The organism is Streptomyces sp. TP-A0356 (assembly GCF_001417775.1).
Taxonomy (GTDB): Bacteria; Actinomycetota; Actinomycetes; order Streptomycetales; family Streptomycetaceae; genus Streptomyces.
On record NZ_BBZJ01000016.1, the window covers coordinates 362730 to 377644 of the forward strand.

The following is a 14915-nucleotide window of genomic DNA, read 5'->3' on the forward strand; positions in this document are numbered from 1 at the left end:
TCTCTCACAATTTCTCACGGTGCAGCCTGCGGGTCGCCGCCGTGGAAGGTGTCCCAAGCGGCAGCAGCGGCCCGCATGTCCTCTGCCGCAACGTGCACGTACTTCCTCTTCGTGAAGCTCGCGTTCGTGTGCCCCGCCCATGCGGCCAGCACGACGTCAGGAACCCCGTTCACGGCGAGATAGGTCAGGCAGGAGTGCCGGGCGTCGTACAGGCGGACCTGCCGTAGCCCGAGCCGTCGCATCAGCCGGTAGGCGTGCTCACGTAGCTGGCGCGTGTTCAGCGCGACGCCGAGCTCATCGACTACGACGTAGCCCGTACCGGTGTACGCCTCCCCCGCTGCCAGCTTCTCGCGGGCCTGCTGGGCGCGGAACCGCTTCAGCGACTCCAGCGCCTTCGAGGCAGCGGGAGGACGCGTTCGCCGGCCGCCGTCTTGGCGTCCTTCTCCAGCACCGTCCTGTTGCCGACCATCGTGCGGGTGTTGGTCATCTCGAGCGTGCCGAGCTGCAGGTCGATGTCCGTCCACCGCTGCCCGCAGACTTCCGCCGGTCGCAGGCCCATCAGGGACAGCAGCAGCGGCGCGTACAGGCGGTCGTCCTCGATGCCCTTGATGAACGTCTGCACCTCGTCGACGGTCCACGGCTTCGGCCGCTCCCGCTCCCGCTTGTCCGTCTTCTTGTCGGTCAGTGCCGCGCGCACGCACTGGGCAGGGCTGGGTGGTGTCCGGTGGCTCCCAAGCTGTCCACCCTGCAGGGCGTCGTCACGGTCTGGCAACGGGAGTCCGTGCCTCGTGCACACATCTGCCACAGTGTCCCCACACAACTACTGCACAGCCTTGGGGGGCCTCGTGCGCCGATTCATCCTGCCCATCGCCGCCATCCTGCTGACCGCCGCCTGCGGGCCCGGCGCCATGAACGCCACACCATCGCCGGCACACGCCTCGTCCCAGCAGCCCGCGGAGAGTAGCCATTCCGCGGCTGTGAACACGCCCAGCGCATCACATTCGGCCAAGTCGAACCCGTCCCGATCGGCTTCGCCGAAGGAATGTCCGTCCGTAGGGGACGTCATCTTGTGGATGAAGGTGCCTGGCGTTCCAGACAGTGCGCAGGTTCTGGGTGGTAACGGCTACCCGAACTGCGAGTCCACTTTCGACATGGTGCAGCGGACGTCGCCGAACGTGCCCGGGGCCTGCACCGAAGCGGCGTGGGCGAGCGATAACCCCGGCTACAACGCCGACGCCACGCCAGCCAAGCGGCTGAAGAAGGTACAGGTGGCGGTCGGCCCCGCCTGCTGACCCGGACCGGTTACGGTGGCGCTGTCCCGCCGTCAGGGTGCTCGGGACTGCCGGGGCCCCGGATGGGCCCCGGCTCCTTCACAACCGGGGCGCGGCCGTCTTTAGAAGTGCAGACACCGTCACCGAGATACGACCTGTGAGGGACTACCTGTGATCAAACTGGCTACCCCGGCTTTCGTCCGTGTCCCTCCGGTAGCAACTTGGAGAGTTGCTAGACGAGGTGAACTTCGGCAGGTCGTTGCGGAAGAAGCGGATCGCCTGGATCGGCGGCTGTGGATTTTGCAGTTCATTGATTGCTGCCGGTGAAATGATCAGGCAGAACTTCCTGACCAGGGGAGCGTGATCCGTTGAACGGATCAGCTCAAGAGATCCTTCGTACCGGCCCGCCTGGTACATCCAGCCTTGGCCGTGAACTGGAATGATGGCTGTTGAGGCTTGTCCTGGCTGACGATCAACGGGGCGGGGTCGCTACTCCAGTAACTATTGACCGAGTCCGTAGAAGCGTCGTAACGCCACACATCGCTCTCCCTCCAATAGAAAACCGGCCTCTTAGAAGAAGAGATGGAGCCGGTAGGGATGAGCTGCAAATGTGCGTCACGGATTACTTCGACATTTTCGCTCTTGAACCTGGTGGCCACTGTAGGTTGCACATTAAAACGCACTTCCGTGCCTGCCTTTTCCAGGCGAAAGAGGTGAGGAAGTGTCATCTCTACGTGAGGCTTGCGCTGCAGTTCAGCGAAGTTGTAGAGCGAGATGGCCAGGGCGACGACCGCAGCAGCCGTAGCGGACCACTTGTGCACGGCCTGGAATCGTCGCCTCCTACGAGACTTGGCCGGCTTCTTTGCAGCGTCTTCCATCCCCCTACTCTGCCCGGAGGGCGCAATCCTTCGTCTGCTGTGTTACTCCGTATGGACGGCGAACATAGCGCTCGAAGTTCTGGTGGACCTCGAGGAGGTCGTGCGCCTCGGACAAGGTGAACAAGGGCAGGCGCGGCTCGGAGGCCTCGGCGACTTGCCTCCTTCTGGGAGGCGAGTGGCGGGCGGACCTGCGTTGCCCAGACGGCCACGCAGGTGTGGGGCAGAGCCCCACAGTTGCGGCCAGTCGTGGGGATACGCCCACGGTTGCCAGCCCAGTCATTGCTCAGAGGGCAACGGTTGAGGCCTCGCCGAACAACCCTCTAACCGCATAGAGCATGCGGTTCGGAGGCTGTGCCCTGCTGCTTTCGCTGGGGGTTGGCACCCATATGGCATACGCGGGGCGGTCCCCAGGCGTGCGTGAGCCCCGGCCGGGATGCACCCATCAGCCGGGGCTCGTCTGTCCTGGCGGGAGGTCAGACCTTCGGCCAGTTGATCCTCTGGGCCTCCGGTGTCACCAGGACCTCGAAGCGGTCCAGCGCGGGGGCGCCGTCCGCCCGCCATCGCAGCAGGTGGTCCTCGACCGCGTCCCACAGGCGCACGGGTCCGCCCTGACGGACCGTCCACTCCTTGCCGTGCTGAGCGAGCGCAGCCCAGGCGCCGGCCTCCACGTCGATGAGGACATGCTCGGTCCCATCGGAGCCCGAGAGGCTGAGGCGCTGAGTCCGCGGGACTGCAAGCTGGGCGACGAACCGTGCGGTCCAGTCGTCCAGGACGTCGGTGCCGATTCGGGCGGCCCGTTCCTCCCCGCTTTCCAGGTCGGGGAGGATCCCCAGAGCTGGCGGCAGCTGCGGGCGGGCGAGCATGAACGAGACCTGCCCACCGAGGAGCCGACCGCGGGCCACGCTGTCCGCGTCGACGGTGAGCCGGGCCAGCGCGGAGGAGTACAGCCAGCCGCACAGTGTGGCCAGCACGATCCCGCCCGGCTTCGTCTGCTCGAGCCACGTATGGGGCAGCTCCATCACTCCGCAGGTGGCGATGACCCGGTCGTAGGGGGCGCTGTCCTTTTGCCCGGCCAAGCCGTCGCCGACGACCAGCTCAGGGAAGTAGCCGCAGGCGCCGAGAGCCGTGCCGGCACGGCCGGACACCTCCGGGTCCACCTCCATCGAGGTCACCAGCTCGTCGCCGAGCCGATGGCACATCAGCCCTGTCGAGTAGCCGGTGCCCGTGCCGATCTCCAGCACACGGTTGCCGTCCTCCACCTGGAGATCCTCGAGCATCCGCACCACGAGGTTCGGCATGGTGCTCGAGGAGGTGGGGCGCGCAGGATCCAGCCGCGGATGTCCTCGGGCACGATCGTCCCGGCGATCTGGGTGACCAGCGACTCATCGCCGTAGCAGCGCTCCAGCCAGTCCCTGCTGCTGGCGAGCACCGGCCGCCAGGCGGTCGGGCCGGCACCCTGGACCGGCTCGAAGAAGCCGCCGCGCAGGAACTCGTGCCGGGGCACGGCTTCCACGGCCGCGCGCCACGGCTCGGTACGCAGGTAGCCGCCTTCGGTGAGGCGGTCGGCGAGCGCGCGACGCAGGGCGGCGTCGTCCATGTCGGTCATCGGGTCTTCCTTTCCAGCAGGTCGGCCATGGCCGCGAGCATCGGCAGGCCGGTCTCGGGCTCGAGCCAGTACCACTGACCGGATGGGTTGCACTCCAGGAACCACCATCGGCCCTGGCGGTCTATGGCGAAGTCGAAAGCACCGAAGACCAGCCCGAAGTGGGCCATGTATGCGTGGAGGGCCTCGGTGATGCCGGGCGGCGGCACAGCTACGGAGTAGCGCAACTGGCTGTAATCGGTGCGCCAGTCCAGCAGGTCCGAGTCGATCCTGACCGCGAACACCTGGTCTCCGACGACGGTGACCCGCACGTCCGCGGTCTTCTCGACGAGCCGCTGGAACAGGTGCGCCGTGCCGGCCACGGCTTCATCGATGTCGTCGGCCGCCACCTCGGCGACCTTGACCGTGCAGGACACGCCGTCGATGCGGTACAGCGGCGCCGACAGCGGTTTGTAGATGGTGGGCCCGTGCTGCTTGATGAAGGCGCGCGCCGCATCTGGCTCGGAGGTGACGATCGTCGGCGGGATGCGGAAGCCGGCGGACGCCGCGGCGGCCAGGCCGGACGGCTTGAACTCCGCGTCGCCGATGCGGTGCGGGTGGTTGACGTACACGCAGCCGGGCAGGGAGGCCAGCACACCGCCCAGCCCGTAGCGGGCCTGGGTGAGTGCGAACCGGGCGTCCTGCTCGTTCAGGTGCGGGTATGTGAAGCCGGAGGGGCGGCGGTAGTACAGGGACCGGACCCGGGATAAGTCGGCGGTCCGCGTCGGCGTGGACAGCGTGCCCTCCACACCGTTCGACGTGATCGTGGCCGCGACCGACAGGGCGTGGGGGAAGTCCCCCGAGTCGAACCGCACGACCGGGACGCCCCGGTCGTGCAGCTCGCTGATCACCACGTCGGCCGTGGGGTCGTCCAGGTTGGTGACGACCAGCACCGGGCCAGTGTCGTTCACTGGTCGGTGTCGTTCCCGGTGTCGCTGTCCTGCGTGCTGCCGTTGCCGTCAGGGCTGGTGCCGGTGGACGGGTTTGTGCCGGTGCTGGTGCCGTGTCCCGGCATCTCCAACACCGCGCCCTCGTGGTTGAAGTAGCGGGTGGTCTGGGTGGCCGGGTCGAGTTCGGCGTGCGCGTAGCCCGGAGCCATTGCCGGGTACGGGGCCATGCGCCGCACGCCCCAGGGGGCGGGGGTGAGGGCGCTGGACGGCTGAGCCGTTCCGGTCGGAAGTCGATCGGAGTGAGCAAACATGGGAGTTCCTCTCGTTCGGTTCCTGTCGATGAGTTCGGCCCGGCCTCGCCGGTCGTGTTCGGGCCGGGGGGGGTCTTGCTTGCCCGTCCCGCGACAGGTTTCCGCTCCTCCGGCGGTGACGGACGCTTGGTGACCCGCCCGCCCCTCCGAGGGGGGAGCGTCAGGGGCGGGCGGGGGTCTATGCGCGGTCGCGGCCGGCCGCCCGGTACGCCCGCCACAGCTCCTGCGCCTTCGGGCACCGGACCTTGGCCGTACCCGCAGTCCGCGCAGTCGTAGGAGTGCCCCATGTACGCCTCGTAGGGGACGTACAGGGCATCGGGCAGGGTCGCCTGCATGCGTCCGGGGCCGCTGCCCTCGTCACGGGGCTGCCACTGAATGCCGCTCACGGCTGTGCCTTGTGCCGCGGGTGCCGCCGGATCTCCATCTCGCAGGTGGTGGCGCGCCGGTAGTGCTGCCGCTTCTCGGCTTGGGCGCGCTGCCGGTCGAGGGCATCGCACACGTCGCAGCCGGGCGTCGGCCGGGGCGGGCGCGTGGGGTCGGGCAGGTGGATGGGCGGGCTCATCGTCTCGGACATCAGGGAGCCTCAGTGGGACGTCGGTACCCGCCAGGGCCGAACGCGGCGGCGAGCATGGTGGGGTCGGTGAGCTGGCCGGTTCCGTCGGGGCAGGACAGCCAGAAGCGCCCGCATGCGTGCCAGCCCGTCGGCGGACAGTGCAGCGTCCAGCCAGCCGGTTGTACGACCAGTTGCCGCAGGTCGGCCAGGTCGGCGCCGGCGGTGAAGGGCACGAGCCACCAGGCCTTCTCCAGCAGCGGATCGGCGAGGACGGGGCCTCGCTGCTCGTCGCGGATGCGGTTGAGTGCCTGCATGCCGGTGACGAGCTGCGCCTCGGCGGCGAGCCAGTGCGGTCCTGAAGCTATGGGGGCGAGGGCTTCCATTTCCCATGCCTCACGCACGAGGGCCGGGTGCGCGGAGCAGTCGGCGAGCCACGCGTCGCCGGCCTCGTGCATCGCGGCGAACCGCATCGGATATGCCATGGGAGGGACGCTATGCACGGCAGTTGCGAGGGTGCGCGTCGATTGCGCGGGATTGCGCGAGCAGGTCTGACAGTTGCTGCCGGTTGCTCATTTGAGGGTCAGAGCAGCCCTGGCTCGTGCGATCAGGCGGTGCGCCTGGTGGTCGAAGACCGCGGACTCCTGCATCAGATCCCACATCTTCCGGTACAGGGCGACGTCGTCAGGCGCGTCGAGCCACACCTCGGCATTCCACGTGTCGGCGACGACGAGCCGCTCGTCGATGATCCAGAAACCGTGCTTCGGTGAGAACGGCGTCCGGGCGCCGAGGGGGATGATGCCGAGGGTCACGGTGTCGAGGCCGATGAACCCGCTCAGACGGTTGAGCTGTGCGGCCATGGCCTCCGGGGAGCATCGCGCGACGTGCAAGGCGGCTTCCCAGACAAGTACGTGGAAGTGGTGTCCCGGCTCGAACACGGCTTCTTGGCGCTTCATGCGGGCCCGGACGCCTTCCTCGATGTCCCGGGGCGTGTCGAGACGGTTGGAGACGTCGGTGAGAACTCCGCGCGCATAGTCGGGCGTCTGGAAGATGCCGGGGATGACGCCGGACTCGAAGATGTGGATAGTCTCGGCCTGCGCCTCTTGGACGGCGTGGCCTTCCTGTACGGCTCGGTGGCCGGCTGCGAGCTGGCGCCGCCAGCTTCGTGAGGCCGTTTCCAGTCTGCGGAGCCGGCGCAGGGCGTGCGTCAACTCGTCCACGGCACCGGGGGACTCGGCGGCGCGGGTCCACGCTTCGATGTCGGTGTCGGCGGCGGTCTGCTTGCCGTTCTCCAGCCGGGACACCTTGGAGCGCTGCCAGCCAAGGCGCTCGGCGAACTCCTTGCCGTTCAGGCCGGTCTCGGTGCGCAGCTCTCGCAGCCGCGCACCGAGCGCTTCACGGGCCTGCTGATAGTCGGTGCTCACGCAATCGAAGCTACCTGCGCAAGGAACTCCTCGCGCCTAATCGCGTAGTGCCAGGCCGCATCCCGGATCTGGCAGAACTCGACGATGCGGACGGGGTCTTCGATGAGCTCGGCGCCGAGGTAGCCGTCACCGTCGTCGAAGTGGAGGACCAGGGCGCGGCGGGCATCGAACAGCCAGAAGTCCTCAGTCGGGAGGGCGACTTTCTCGGCGTCCGTGCGCCATAGGTTGCGGATGTCCTCGCCCGCCTTGTTGTTGGTGGCAGCGGTCGCGAGCAGGTAGAGCTGCTCGGGTGTGGGCGGCTGGTCGACGATCCGGACCCGCTCGAACCGCTTGCCCCGGGACGTCTGCGCGCGGACGTTGACGCACCAGGGGCGGTCGGAGTCGTCGGACACGGTGCCGGTGTCGAGGTAGCGGCGGTACTTCTCGCCGGCCCGGTCGGAGCCGTAGCCGCGGCGGGTTTCCAGCCTCCAAGCGGTGTGCTCGAACGTCTCGAAGTAAGTGCCGAACGTGCTGTCGTCGATGAACTCTGGCACGCAGGCTACTCCTTGGGGGCGAAGCGGGTGAGCAGCTCGCGCGGGATTCGCACGAACGATTCGCCGTCGAGGACGTTCTGCAGCTGCGCGATGTCCTCGGGGTCCGTGACGGTGTAGCCCTGCACGACGATGTCCCCGGTCGCGACGTCCTCGTACAGCGTGGGGCACTTGCCGTCTTCGCTGGTGGTGCCGAGCATGCGGAGTTGTAGGGCCATGGCCGTCTCCCTCTCGTGCCGGGTGGATGAGCCCTCAGAATGCTGCGGAGAGCGGGCCCGTGCAGGCGGATTGCGGAGAATTGCTCGTTGAGGGGGGACGCCTTTGGCTGATTGCGAGCAACGGCCGCCCCCTCAACGCAGAAATGGCCCCCTGCGCGGACGTGCGGACCATGCCCTCACGGCACGGCCGGCGCACCGGGCGGCGGCGCTGTCCAGTCGTTGAAGTAGCCGAGGATCTGGCCGCACGGCGTCCAGCGGTCTCGGGGAATCTCGCCGCGAACGTCCGCATCGGTGCAGGCGCTTGGGGTGGGGATGCTGTTCAGTCCGTCGTCGATGGCACTGTCTGGGATGCTCGTCGCCAGCGGTGACGGGCTGAAGACCTCGGTGACGGTGACGGTGGGCGCGGGCCGGGGCTCGTCGTCGGAGCCGAACAGGAAGTTGATGCCGCCGAGGAACATCACGGCGGCGCAGGCCGTGAGGAGAATCCACCAGAGGGCAACGAGCAGACTGGGCTCGTTGGATGAGGGCCGACGCGAGGGCATGGCTCATCTTCCCGTTCAGCGGGCGCCGTCGACATAGGTTCGTCACCACCAGCGCGCTGACGTGCCAGACGTGAAGAGAGGTCCCCTGCACGGCCGTGATGACCGTACAGAGGGCCTTCTTGGCTACAGGCGGTCCAGGTAGGCCTGGACGGGCGGGTGCAAGCCTCGCGGTACGTACTGCGCGATCTCACCGGGCGCAGCCCAGGTGACCGCGGAGACTTCGCGCCGCGATGCGGCATGCGCTGTACCCGCGAGGACCGTACACGCCACGTAGACGATGAGCCGACCCGTGTCGGGGTGGACGCGCTCGCCGAGCAGCTTGACCGCTTCCACGGTCAACCCCGTCTCCTCAAGCGTCTCCCTCGCAGCTGCCTGCTCCGCTGTCTCGGCGGACTCGACGGTGCCGCCTGGCAGTGCCCAGACGAGACCGCCCTCGGGCGCGCTGCGGCGGATGAGCAGGAGACGGCCGCCATCGACGATGACGGCCATAGCCACGGCTGGATGTTCGCTCATCACCGTGATCTACCCGTTCTTTAACCCCTCCAACGAGTGATCTTCGCGCATCGAGCGCTTGGGACATTCTTCCAATATGGCACGAACCCGCAAGATCCGAGAAAACATCCCGGCACGAGCGCCCCCGAGGGGGAGCTCTTCCACTACACGCCGGCCGAGGCCGCGCAGTGGCTGCCGTTCAGCTACCACAAGCTGCGGCGCATGGCCTTCGCCCGCGAGATCCCCCACGTGAACAACGGCAACAAGATCTGGCTCTCGGGCCTGAACATCCGGGCCATCACCGAGCAGTTCACGGTTCAGCCGTTCGCTCCACCGCAACTCGGTGAGGGCAGTGTCCATGCCTCGTAACCCCGTCAACCGTCCGCCGGCTCCGCCGGGCTCCGTATAGCTCGATCCGCGCCTCGAGGATGCTCATGTCGAGGCCATCCACGCTGAACTCCAGCCCGACCTTGTCGCCGGTGGAACAGACCCGCCGGGTCGATGCCCCGGGCCACGTCGTCGCTGTGGTCGGCGGTGCACCAGGCGGGGCAGGTGGCGGTGATGGAGCCGCCCGTCTTCAGCGGATACGTGATCGTGCGCGGCTCGACAGCCGACGCCTGCTCGGAGGACTGCGCGGACGCGGTGTTGATGGTCTTGGTCATGGCGTGCACTCCGATCAGGCGGCGGTGGCGAAGGCGGCGATGCGGGCGACAGCGGCGACGAACTCCGGCTTGCGGGGCTTGTACGCGGCGACCAACTGGGCGACCTGGCGGAGCGTGTAGCGGTACACCGTGTGGGTCTGGCGGGCGCGGCCACCGCAGGCGGTGCGGCGGGTACGCACGGTCAGAGCCGGGGGGACGCCGAGGCGCTTCGCGACGGACCGCAGTCCGTTGGCGCAACCCGTGGCGGTGTCGCGGTCGACGCCGGCCGCGATGGCCACCGTGGAGATGGAGCGCGGCCGGCGGCGGCACGAGGATACGAGGCGCGTCTTGGCGGCACGGCGGCGGAGGGTGGCGCAAAAGGCACGGCGCGTCGCGCGGTGCTCGCGGCGGATGGCACGATGAGCCACAGCGGTGGCCGGCGGCCCGAGGTGGTCCGCGACCTCATCCGCTGGTACCTCCGCTGACCTGGCGCCCGGCCCCCCGACCGACCCCCGGCCGCCGACTGGCCGACCCTCCGTGCAGGGGCCGCCCTCGAGTGGTTCGCTTCGCTTGGGCACGACGTCGACCCGGACGCCCGGGAGGTCGACGCGGATGGCCAGCCGAGGTGGCAGTGCCGCGCCTGCGGCAGCCAGCTGACGGTCACGAGTAAGGGCAAGATGCAGGCGTGAGAGACAAGGGATGGCAGCGCCCTGACGTGGGCTCTCTGGACTGTATGGACTGGCCGGAGGGCTCACAGACGCCAGGTAAACTCCGTACACGTGACTGCTGCGCCCGCAAAGCCCCGTATCCCGAACGTCCTGGCCGGACGCTACGCCTCCGCCGAGCTCGCCACGCTCTGGTCCCCCGAGCAGAAGGTGAGGCTGGAGCGGCAGCTCTGGCTCGCCGTGCTGCGGGCCCAGAAGGACCTGGGGATCGAGGTCCCGGACGAGGCGATCGCCGACTACGAGCGCGTCCTCGACCAGGTCGACCTCGCGTCGATCGCCGAGCGCGAGAAGGTCACACGGCACGACGTGAAGGCGCGGATCGAGGAGTTCAACGATCTCGCCGGGCATGAGCACGTGCACAAGGGCATGACCTCCCGCGACCTGACCGAGAATGTGGAGCAGCTGCAGATCCGGCTCTCCCTCGAACTCATGCGCGACCGTACGGTGGCCGTGCTGGCGCGCCTGGGCAAGCTCGCCGCCGAGTACGGCGAACTGGTCATGGCCGGCCGCTCCCACAACGTCGCCGCGCAGGCCACCACCCTCGGCAAGCGTTTCGCCACCGCCGCCGACGAGCTGCTGGTCGCGTACGCCCGCCTCGAGGAGCTGCTCGGCCGCTACCCGCTGCGCGGTATCAAGGGTCCCGTCGGCACGGCACAGGACATGCTCGACCTGCTCGGCGGCGACACGGCCAAGCTCGCCGAGCTGGAGCGCCGGATCGCCGGGCACCTCGGCTTCGGTCAGGCGTTCACCTCCGTCGGCCAGGTCTACCCACGTTCGCTCGACTACGAGGTCGTCACCGCGCTGGTGCAGCTGGCCGCCGCGCCGTCGTCGCTGGCGAAGACGATCCGGTTGATGGCCGGGCACGAGCTGGTGACCGAGGGCTTCAAGCCGGGCCAGGTCGGCTCGTCCGCGATGCCGCACAAGATGAACACCCGCTCCTGCGAGCGGGTCAACGGCCTGATGGTCATCCTGCGCGGCTACGCCTCGATGACCGGCGAGCTGGCGGGCGACCAGTGGAACGAGGGCGATGTGTCCTGCTCGGTGGTGCGCCGGGTCGCGCTGCCGGACGCGTTCTTCGCACTGGACGGTCTGCTGGAGACGTTCCTGACGGTGCTCGACGAGTTCGGCGCCTTCCCGGCGGTCGTCGCTCGTGAGCTGGACCGCTATCTGCCGTTCCTCGCCACCACCAAGGTGCTCATGGCATCGGTGCGCGCGGGCGTCGGCCGGGAGGTCGCACACGAGGCGATCAAGGAGAACGCCGTCGCCTGCGCCCTCGCGATGCGCGAGCAGGGCGCCGAGCGCAACGAGCTGCTCGACAAGCTGGCCGCCGACGAACGCATCCCGCTGGACCGCGCCGAGCTGGACGCGCTCATGGCGGACAAGCTGTCCTTCACGGGCGCCGCGGCCGACCAGGTCGGCACCGTCGCCGGCCGCATCGAGGAGATCGTGAAGCAGCACCCGGAGGCCGCCGGCTACACCCCGGGGGCGATCCTCTGACCCGGTTCACCCCGGCGGACCTGGAGGCCGCCCGCGACCGTCTGGTGCCGGACGTGGTCGCGGACGGCCTCAAGGTGCTCTTCTGCGGCATCAATCCGGGGCTGATGACGGCGGCCACGGGCCATCACTTCGCCCGCCCCGGCAATCGCTTCTGGCCGGTGCTGCATCTGTCCGGCTTCACACCCCGGCTGCTCAAGCCGTCGGAGCAGGGTGAGCTGCTCTCGTACGGGCTCGGGATCACGAACGTGGTGGCGCGGGCGACCGCGCGGGCCGACGAGCTCACCGCCGAGGAGTACCGGGAGGGCGGGCGGATCCTCGGCGCCAAGGTGAGACGGCTGCGGCCCACTTGGCTCGCGGTGGTCGGTGTGACCGCGTACCGGGCGGCCTTCGACGACCGCAGGGCCTCCGTCGGTCCCCAGCAGCGGACGATCGGCTCCACCGGGGTGTGGGTGCTGCCCAATCCGAGCGGACTGAACGCGCATTGGACGGCGGCGACGATGGCGGAGGAGTTCGGCCGGTTGCGGAAGGCCACCGAGGCCCAGCCGCTCAGGGCGGATCCCTGTCCGTGACGGCAGCGAGAAGCCGTATCTCGTCCGTCGCGTCGCGCTCGGCCACGCCGAGCGCCACCCATCGGTTGGTGCCGTTCGCCTGCCACAGATACACCTCGTCCACGAGGTCGCTGAGCGTCGCCCAGGGTTCCGGTATCTCCTCGCCGCGTGCGATGCGTACGCCGACGGTCAGCAGCCCCCGGCGCTGTCCCTGTCCCCACCGGCCGTCCAGCCGCAGGGCGAGCGCCTCCTTCCAGGCGTCGAAGTCCTCCGCCGTGCGCTCCCGTTCCGCACCGTCGCCGGTGGCGAGGCCCACGCTCACCTCTAACTCGGCGACGTGGAAGCCGGGTCCACCGAAGCCCACGTCCGACCCGCCGTGCCTGGTGGGGAACTCACGCGTGCACAGCAGGTCGATCGTGGCCAGGAGCTGGTCGATGGTCATGGAGCCAGTAGACCAGCCGGCACTGACAACTGGCGGGGCGTCAAACGGGTCCCAGCAGTCCGCCGGGCGTCTTGTGCGGGACCGCCGGCACTGCCTTTGCCGGGCAGAAGCGCCCTGATCGCACGGGGCCGATCCGCGGCGGGCGGTCCCCGGCTGCCCGGTGCCGGTCCGCTCGGGTGACGCCCGGCCCTCGCGGGTGTGCGCGGCGACGAGTACGATCCGGCCAACACGCGCACGAGCTGGGAGGACGGACGTTGGGGCGGCTGACCGGCGGGGACCCCTCTCTGCTTCGAAGGATCAACTCCGCGGTGGTGCTGCACGCTCTGCGCGCCACGGACTGCGCGACGCTCACCGAGATCACCCGCGTGACGGGACTGTCCCGGCCGACCGTCGAGGGCGTCGTCGAGGGCCTGATCGAGGCGGGGCTCGTGGTGGAGAAGGCAGCCGAGGAGGGCGCCGCCCGGCGTCAGGGCCGCCCCGCACGGAGGTTTCGCTTCCGGGCGGAGGCGGGCCATCTGCTGGGCCTGGACGTGGGCGCCCACCGGGTGACCGCGCTCCTCGCCGATCTCGACGGCCGCGAGCTGGGCACCCTGTCCAAGGACGTCTCCGAGACGGCGTCGGCCGACGACCGCCTCGAGCGGCTGCGGAGCACGGTGGCCGAACTCCTGCGCCGGTCGGGTGTGGCACGCGGCTCGCTGCGCGCGGTCGGCGTGGCCAGCCCCGGGATCGTGGAGGTGGACGGCACCGTGCGCCTGGGCACGGCCCTGCCCGGGTGGACCGGTCTGAATCTGGGCGAACGGCTCGGCCGGTCCTTCAAGTGCCCGGTGCTGGTCGAGAACGACGCCAACGCGGCGGCCGTCGCCGAGCACTGGAAGGGCGCCGCCACCGACTCCGACGACGTCGTGTTCGTGCTGGCAGGGCTGAGTCCCGGTGCCGGCTCGCTGATCGGCGGACGGCTGCACCGCGGCTACGGCGGCGCGGCCGGGGAGATCGGGGCGCTGCACCTGCTGGGCCGCGAGGCGACTCCCGAGACGCTGCTGTCGACCACGGACGAGCCACTGCAGCCGCTGGACGAACAACAGGTCGCCGACGTGTTCGCGCTCGCCCGCCGGGGCGACCAGCGGGCCCGCGCCGCCGTGGACCGCTTCATCCAGCGGCTCGTGCACGACGTGGCGGCCCTCGTCCTGGCCCTCGACCCCGAACTCGTCGTCATCGGCGGCTGGGCGACGGGCCTGGACGGCGTGCTGGATCCGCTGCGCCACAAGCTCGCCCGCTACTGTCTGCGCCCTCCGAAGGTGACCCTGTCACGGCTGGGCGAGGCCGCCGTGGCCACGGGGGCGCTGCGGCTGGCACTGGACCACGTGGAGGAGCAGCTGTTCGCGGTGGAGGGCACGGTGACGGCGCGGCGCTGAACGCGGTCGCGCCGCGCGCGTGCAAAGGCGTCGCGCCCCGGATTCCAGGGGCGCGACGAGTGCGGCGGTGGGCGGTGAGACCGTTGCGCGGCCGTGGCGTTCGGCGCCGTGGTCAGGAGGCGCGGCGCTCCGGGTCGTGGTGGATCTCGACGCCGCCGGTGGCACCGAAGGTCAGGCGGCAGGTGTCGGCGCGGTAGGTCGCGACGGAGATGGCCGCGGTACGCCCCTCGGCGTAGAAGCGGGTGGTGACGACGAGGACGGGCGCGCCGGGCAGCCGGTCCAGTTCCTTGGCGTCCTCGGCGCTCACCGAGCCCAGCTCGACGGCCTGGTCCTGGCCCTCCAGGTCCCGTCGCTGCAGCTCTCGCAGCACCGCACGCGCACGTGCCGCGCCCGAGGGCGCGTCGATCGCGGAGAGGTCGGGCACCGAGGAGCCGGGGATGTAGAGGAGCTCGGCGGCGACGGGCTGGCCGTGGGTCACGCGGGAGCGGCGCACGGTGTGCACCTCTTCGTCCCGGTCGGCGTCCAGGAGGTCGGCCACCGCGGCGGGAGGCACCGCGACCGTGCAGTCCATGGGCTGCCAGGCGTCGCCCGGAGCGCCCGGCCAGGTGTGCTGCTCGGAGCCGACCGCCACGCCCATGCGCGGCGGGGCGACGGTGGTGCCGACCCCGCGGCGGCGCTGCAGTCGGCCTTCCAGTTCGAGCTGTTCGAGCGCCTGACGGAGCGTGGCACGGGCGACGCCGAAGCGGGCCGCCAGGTCCCGCTCGTTGGGCAGGATCTCGCCCACGGAGAACTCGGAGTCGAGTGCTTCGGTGAGCACGGTCTTGAGGTGCCAGTACTTAGGCTCCGGCACCGATTCCAGCTGCGTGGTCCCCACCCTGTCCTCCGCAATCGCCGTGGCCCGG

General features: G+C 69.7%; 23 protein-coding genes. 5 read left to right on the forward strand and 18 right to left on the reverse strand.

Features of this window, described 5'->3' with window-relative positions:
• Positions 1-14: 14 nt before the first annotated feature.
• Positions 15-389 carry a tyrosine-type recombinase/integrase gene (locus tag ASC56_RS41845; RefSeq protein WP_234376949.1) on the reverse strand — a complete coding sequence of 125 codons (375 nt, stop codon included), beginning with the start codon at positions 387-389 and terminating at the stop codon, positions 15-17.
• Complete coding sequence (locus ASC56_RS41850) at positions 377-772, reverse strand: hypothetical protein (protein WP_234376941.1); 396 nt, start codon at positions 770-772, stop codon at positions 377-379. Before ASC56_RS41850 ends, ASC56_RS41845 begins: the two co-directional genes overlap by 13 nt.
• 73 nt (positions 773-845) lie before the next feature.
• Here ASC56_RS41850 and ASC56_RS40570 point away from each other — a divergent pair, with 73 nt between their 5' ends.
• Positions 846-1292 (forward strand): hypothetical protein, encoded by a 447-nt coding sequence (locus ASC56_RS40570; protein ID WP_159039637.1) that lies wholly within the window; start codon positions 846-848, stop codon positions 1290-1292.
• A 356-nt stretch (positions 1293-1648) separates the two neighbouring features.
• On the opposite strand, the gene ASC56_RS37895 is transcribed toward ASC56_RS40570, so the two are convergent.
• From ASC56_RS37895 to ASC56_RS12525, 12 genes are all read right to left on the reverse strand, one after another.
• Positions 1649-2149: a hypothetical protein gene (locus tag ASC56_RS37895; protein WP_234376942.1), complete on the reverse strand. Its 501-nt coding sequence runs from the start codon at positions 2147-2149 to the stop codon at positions 1649-1651.
• Positions 2150-2622: 473 nt separating this feature from the next.
• Positions 2623-3426 carry a protein-L-isoaspartate(D-aspartate) O-methyltransferase gene (locus ASC56_RS12480; protein ID WP_371330059.1) on the reverse strand — a complete coding sequence of 268 codons (804 nt, stop codon included), beginning with the start codon at positions 3424-3426 and terminating at the stop codon, positions 2623-2625.
• Positions 3348-3755 carry a hypothetical protein gene (locus tag ASC56_RS43080; RefSeq protein WP_371330060.1) on the reverse strand — a complete coding sequence of 136 codons (408 nt, stop codon included), beginning with the start codon at positions 3753-3755 and terminating at the stop codon, positions 3348-3350. The genes ASC56_RS12480 and ASC56_RS43080 overlap by 79 nt, the downstream gene beginning before the upstream one ends.
• Positions 3752-4702, reverse strand: coding sequence for an ATP-grasp ribosomal peptide maturase (tgmB, locus tag ASC56_RS12485; RefSeq protein ID WP_055491384.1), 951 nt, complete (start codon positions 4700-4702; stop codon positions 3752-3754). The genes ASC56_RS43080 and tgmB overlap by 4 nt, the downstream gene beginning before the upstream one ends.
• Positions 4699-4992 carry a putative ATP-grasp-modified RiPP gene (tgmA, locus tag ASC56_RS12490; RefSeq protein ID WP_055491385.1) on the reverse strand — a complete coding sequence of 98 codons (294 nt, stop codon included), beginning with the start codon at positions 4990-4992 and terminating at the stop codon, positions 4699-4701. The genes tgmB and tgmA overlap by 4 nt, the downstream gene beginning before the upstream one ends.
• A gap of 382 nt (positions 4993-5374) precedes the next feature.
• A complete protein-coding gene (locus ASC56_RS12495) occupies positions 5375-5566 on the reverse strand; it encodes a hypothetical protein (RefSeq protein WP_055491386.1) in 192 nt (63 codons plus the stop codon).
• Entirely contained in the window at positions 5566-6027 is a 462-nt protein-coding gene (locus ASC56_RS12500) for a hypothetical protein (RefSeq protein ID WP_055491387.1), read from the reverse strand. The genes ASC56_RS12495 and ASC56_RS12500 overlap by 1 nt, the downstream gene beginning before the upstream one ends.
• 87 nt (positions 6028-6114) lie before the next feature.
• Positions 6115-6966, reverse strand: coding sequence for a helix-turn-helix transcriptional regulator (locus ASC56_RS12505; RefSeq protein ID WP_055491388.1), 852 nt, complete (start codon positions 6964-6966; stop codon positions 6115-6117).
• On the reverse strand, positions 6963-7499 hold the full coding sequence (locus ASC56_RS12510) for a DUF6879 family protein (protein ID WP_055491389.1): 537 nt from the start codon (positions 7497-7499) through the stop codon (positions 6963-6965). Before ASC56_RS12510 ends, ASC56_RS12505 begins: the two co-directional genes overlap by 4 nt.
• Before the next feature lie 5 nt (positions 7500-7504).
• A complete protein-coding gene (locus tag ASC56_RS12515) occupies positions 7505-7714 on the reverse strand; it encodes a hypothetical protein (RefSeq protein WP_055491390.1) in 210 nt (69 codons plus the stop codon).
• 176 nt (positions 7715-7890) lie between these two features.
• On the reverse strand, positions 7891-8256 hold the full coding sequence (locus ASC56_RS12520) for a hypothetical protein (protein ID WP_055491391.1): 366 nt from the start codon (positions 8254-8256) through the stop codon (positions 7891-7893).
• Between the two features lie 123 nt (positions 8257-8379).
• A complete protein-coding gene (locus tag ASC56_RS12525) occupies positions 8380-8769 on the reverse strand; it encodes an NUDIX hydrolase (RefSeq protein WP_055491519.1) in 390 nt (129 codons plus the stop codon).
• Between the two features lie 36 nt (positions 8770-8805).
• Between ASC56_RS12525 and ASC56_RS12530 the strand changes: the two genes are divergently transcribed.
• The gene (locus ASC56_RS12530) at positions 8806-9117 is read left to right on the forward strand and encodes a helix-turn-helix domain-containing protein (protein ID WP_055491392.1); all 312 of its coding nucleotides are present in this window, start codon (positions 8806-8808) and stop codon (positions 9115-9117) included.
• 5 nt (positions 9118-9122) lie between these two features.
• Here ASC56_RS12530 and ASC56_RS43085 read toward each other — a convergent pair whose 3' ends face one another.
• A complete protein-coding gene (locus ASC56_RS43085) occupies positions 9123-9410 on the reverse strand; it encodes a hypothetical protein (RefSeq protein ID WP_371330061.1) in 288 nt (95 codons plus the stop codon).
• A 14-nt stretch (positions 9411-9424) separates the two neighbouring features.
• The gene (locus ASC56_RS12535; protein WP_234376943.1) at positions 9425-9688 is read right to left on the reverse strand and encodes a hypothetical protein; all 264 of its coding nucleotides are present in this window, start codon (positions 9686-9688) and stop codon (positions 9425-9427) included.
• Between the two features lie 480 nt (positions 9689-10168).
• Between ASC56_RS12535 and purB the strand changes: the two genes are divergently transcribed.
• Entirely contained in the window at positions 10169-11611 is a 1443-nt protein-coding gene (gene purB, locus ASC56_RS12540; protein WP_055491394.1) for an adenylosuccinate lyase, read from the forward strand.
• Complete coding sequence (gene mug, locus ASC56_RS12545; RefSeq protein WP_079102456.1) at positions 11608-12180, forward strand: G/U mismatch-specific DNA glycosylase; 573 nt, start codon at positions 11608-11610, stop codon at positions 12178-12180. The genes purB and mug overlap by 4 nt, the downstream gene beginning before the upstream one ends.
• Here mug and ASC56_RS12550 read toward each other — a convergent pair.
• Entirely contained in the window at positions 12158-12601 is a 444-nt protein-coding gene (locus ASC56_RS12550; RefSeq protein ID WP_055491396.1) for a hypothetical protein, read from the reverse strand. The two genes, mug and ASC56_RS12550, sit on opposite strands and share 23 nt — an antisense overlap.
• 254 nt (positions 12602-12855) lie before the next feature.
• Between ASC56_RS12550 and ASC56_RS12555 the strand changes: the two genes are divergently transcribed.
• Positions 12856-14013 carry an ROK family transcriptional regulator gene (locus ASC56_RS12555; RefSeq protein WP_079102457.1) on the forward strand — a complete coding sequence of 386 codons (1158 nt, stop codon included), beginning with the start codon at positions 12856-12858 and terminating at the stop codon, positions 14011-14013.
• 112 nt (positions 14014-14125) lie between these two features.
• On the opposite strand, the gene ASC56_RS12560 is transcribed toward ASC56_RS12555, so the two are convergent.
• Positions 14126-14887: a GntR family transcriptional regulator gene (locus tag ASC56_RS12560; protein WP_055491398.1), complete on the reverse strand. Its 762-nt coding sequence runs from the start codon at positions 14885-14887 to the stop codon at positions 14126-14128.
• Positions 14888-14915: the final 28 nt, after the last annotated feature.

Excerpts from the sequence above, each read along its gene's own strand:
- ASC56_RS37895 (WP_234376942.1), bottom strand. The coding sequence starts at position 2,149 with ATGGAAGACGCTGCAAAGAAGCCGGCCAAGTCTCGTAGGAGGCGACGA.
- ASC56_RS12480 (WP_371330059.1), bottom strand. The coding sequence starts at position 3,426 with ATGCTCGAGGATCTCCAGGTGGAGGACGGCAACCGTGTGCTGGAGATC.
- ASC56_RS43080 (WP_371330060.1), bottom strand. The coding sequence starts at position 3,755 with ATGACCGACATGGACGACGCCGCCCTGCGTCGCGCGCTCGCCGACCGC.
- tgmA (WP_055491385.1), bottom strand. The coding sequence starts at position 4,992 with ATGTTTGCTCACTCCGATCGACTTCCGACCGGAACGGCTCAGCCGTCC.
- ASC56_RS12495 (WP_055491386.1), bottom strand. The coding sequence starts at position 5,566 with ATGTCCGAGACGATGAGCCCGCCCATCCACCTGCCCGACCCCACGCGC.
- ASC56_RS12500 (WP_055491387.1), bottom strand. The coding sequence starts at position 6,027 with ATGGCATATCCGATGCGGTTCGCCGCGATGCACGAGGCCGGCGACGCG.
- ASC56_RS12515 (WP_055491390.1), bottom strand. The coding sequence starts at position 7,714 with ATGGCCCTACAACTCCGCATGCTCGGCACCACCAGCGAAGACGGCAAG.
- ASC56_RS12520 (WP_055491391.1), bottom strand. The coding sequence starts at position 8,256 with ATGCCCTCGCGTCGGCCCTCATCCAACGAGCCCAGTCTGCTCGTTGCC.
- ASC56_RS12525 (WP_055491519.1), bottom strand. The coding sequence starts at position 8,769 with ATGAGCGAACATCCAGCCGTGGCTATGGCCGTCATCGTCGATGGCGGC.
- ASC56_RS43085 (WP_371330061.1), bottom strand. The coding sequence starts at position 9,410 with ATGACCAAGACCATCAACACCGCGTCCGCGCAGTCCTCCGAGCAGGCG.
- ASC56_RS12550 (WP_055491396.1), bottom strand. The coding sequence starts at position 12,601 with ATGACCATCGACCAGCTCCTGGCCACGATCGACCTGCTGTGCACGCGT.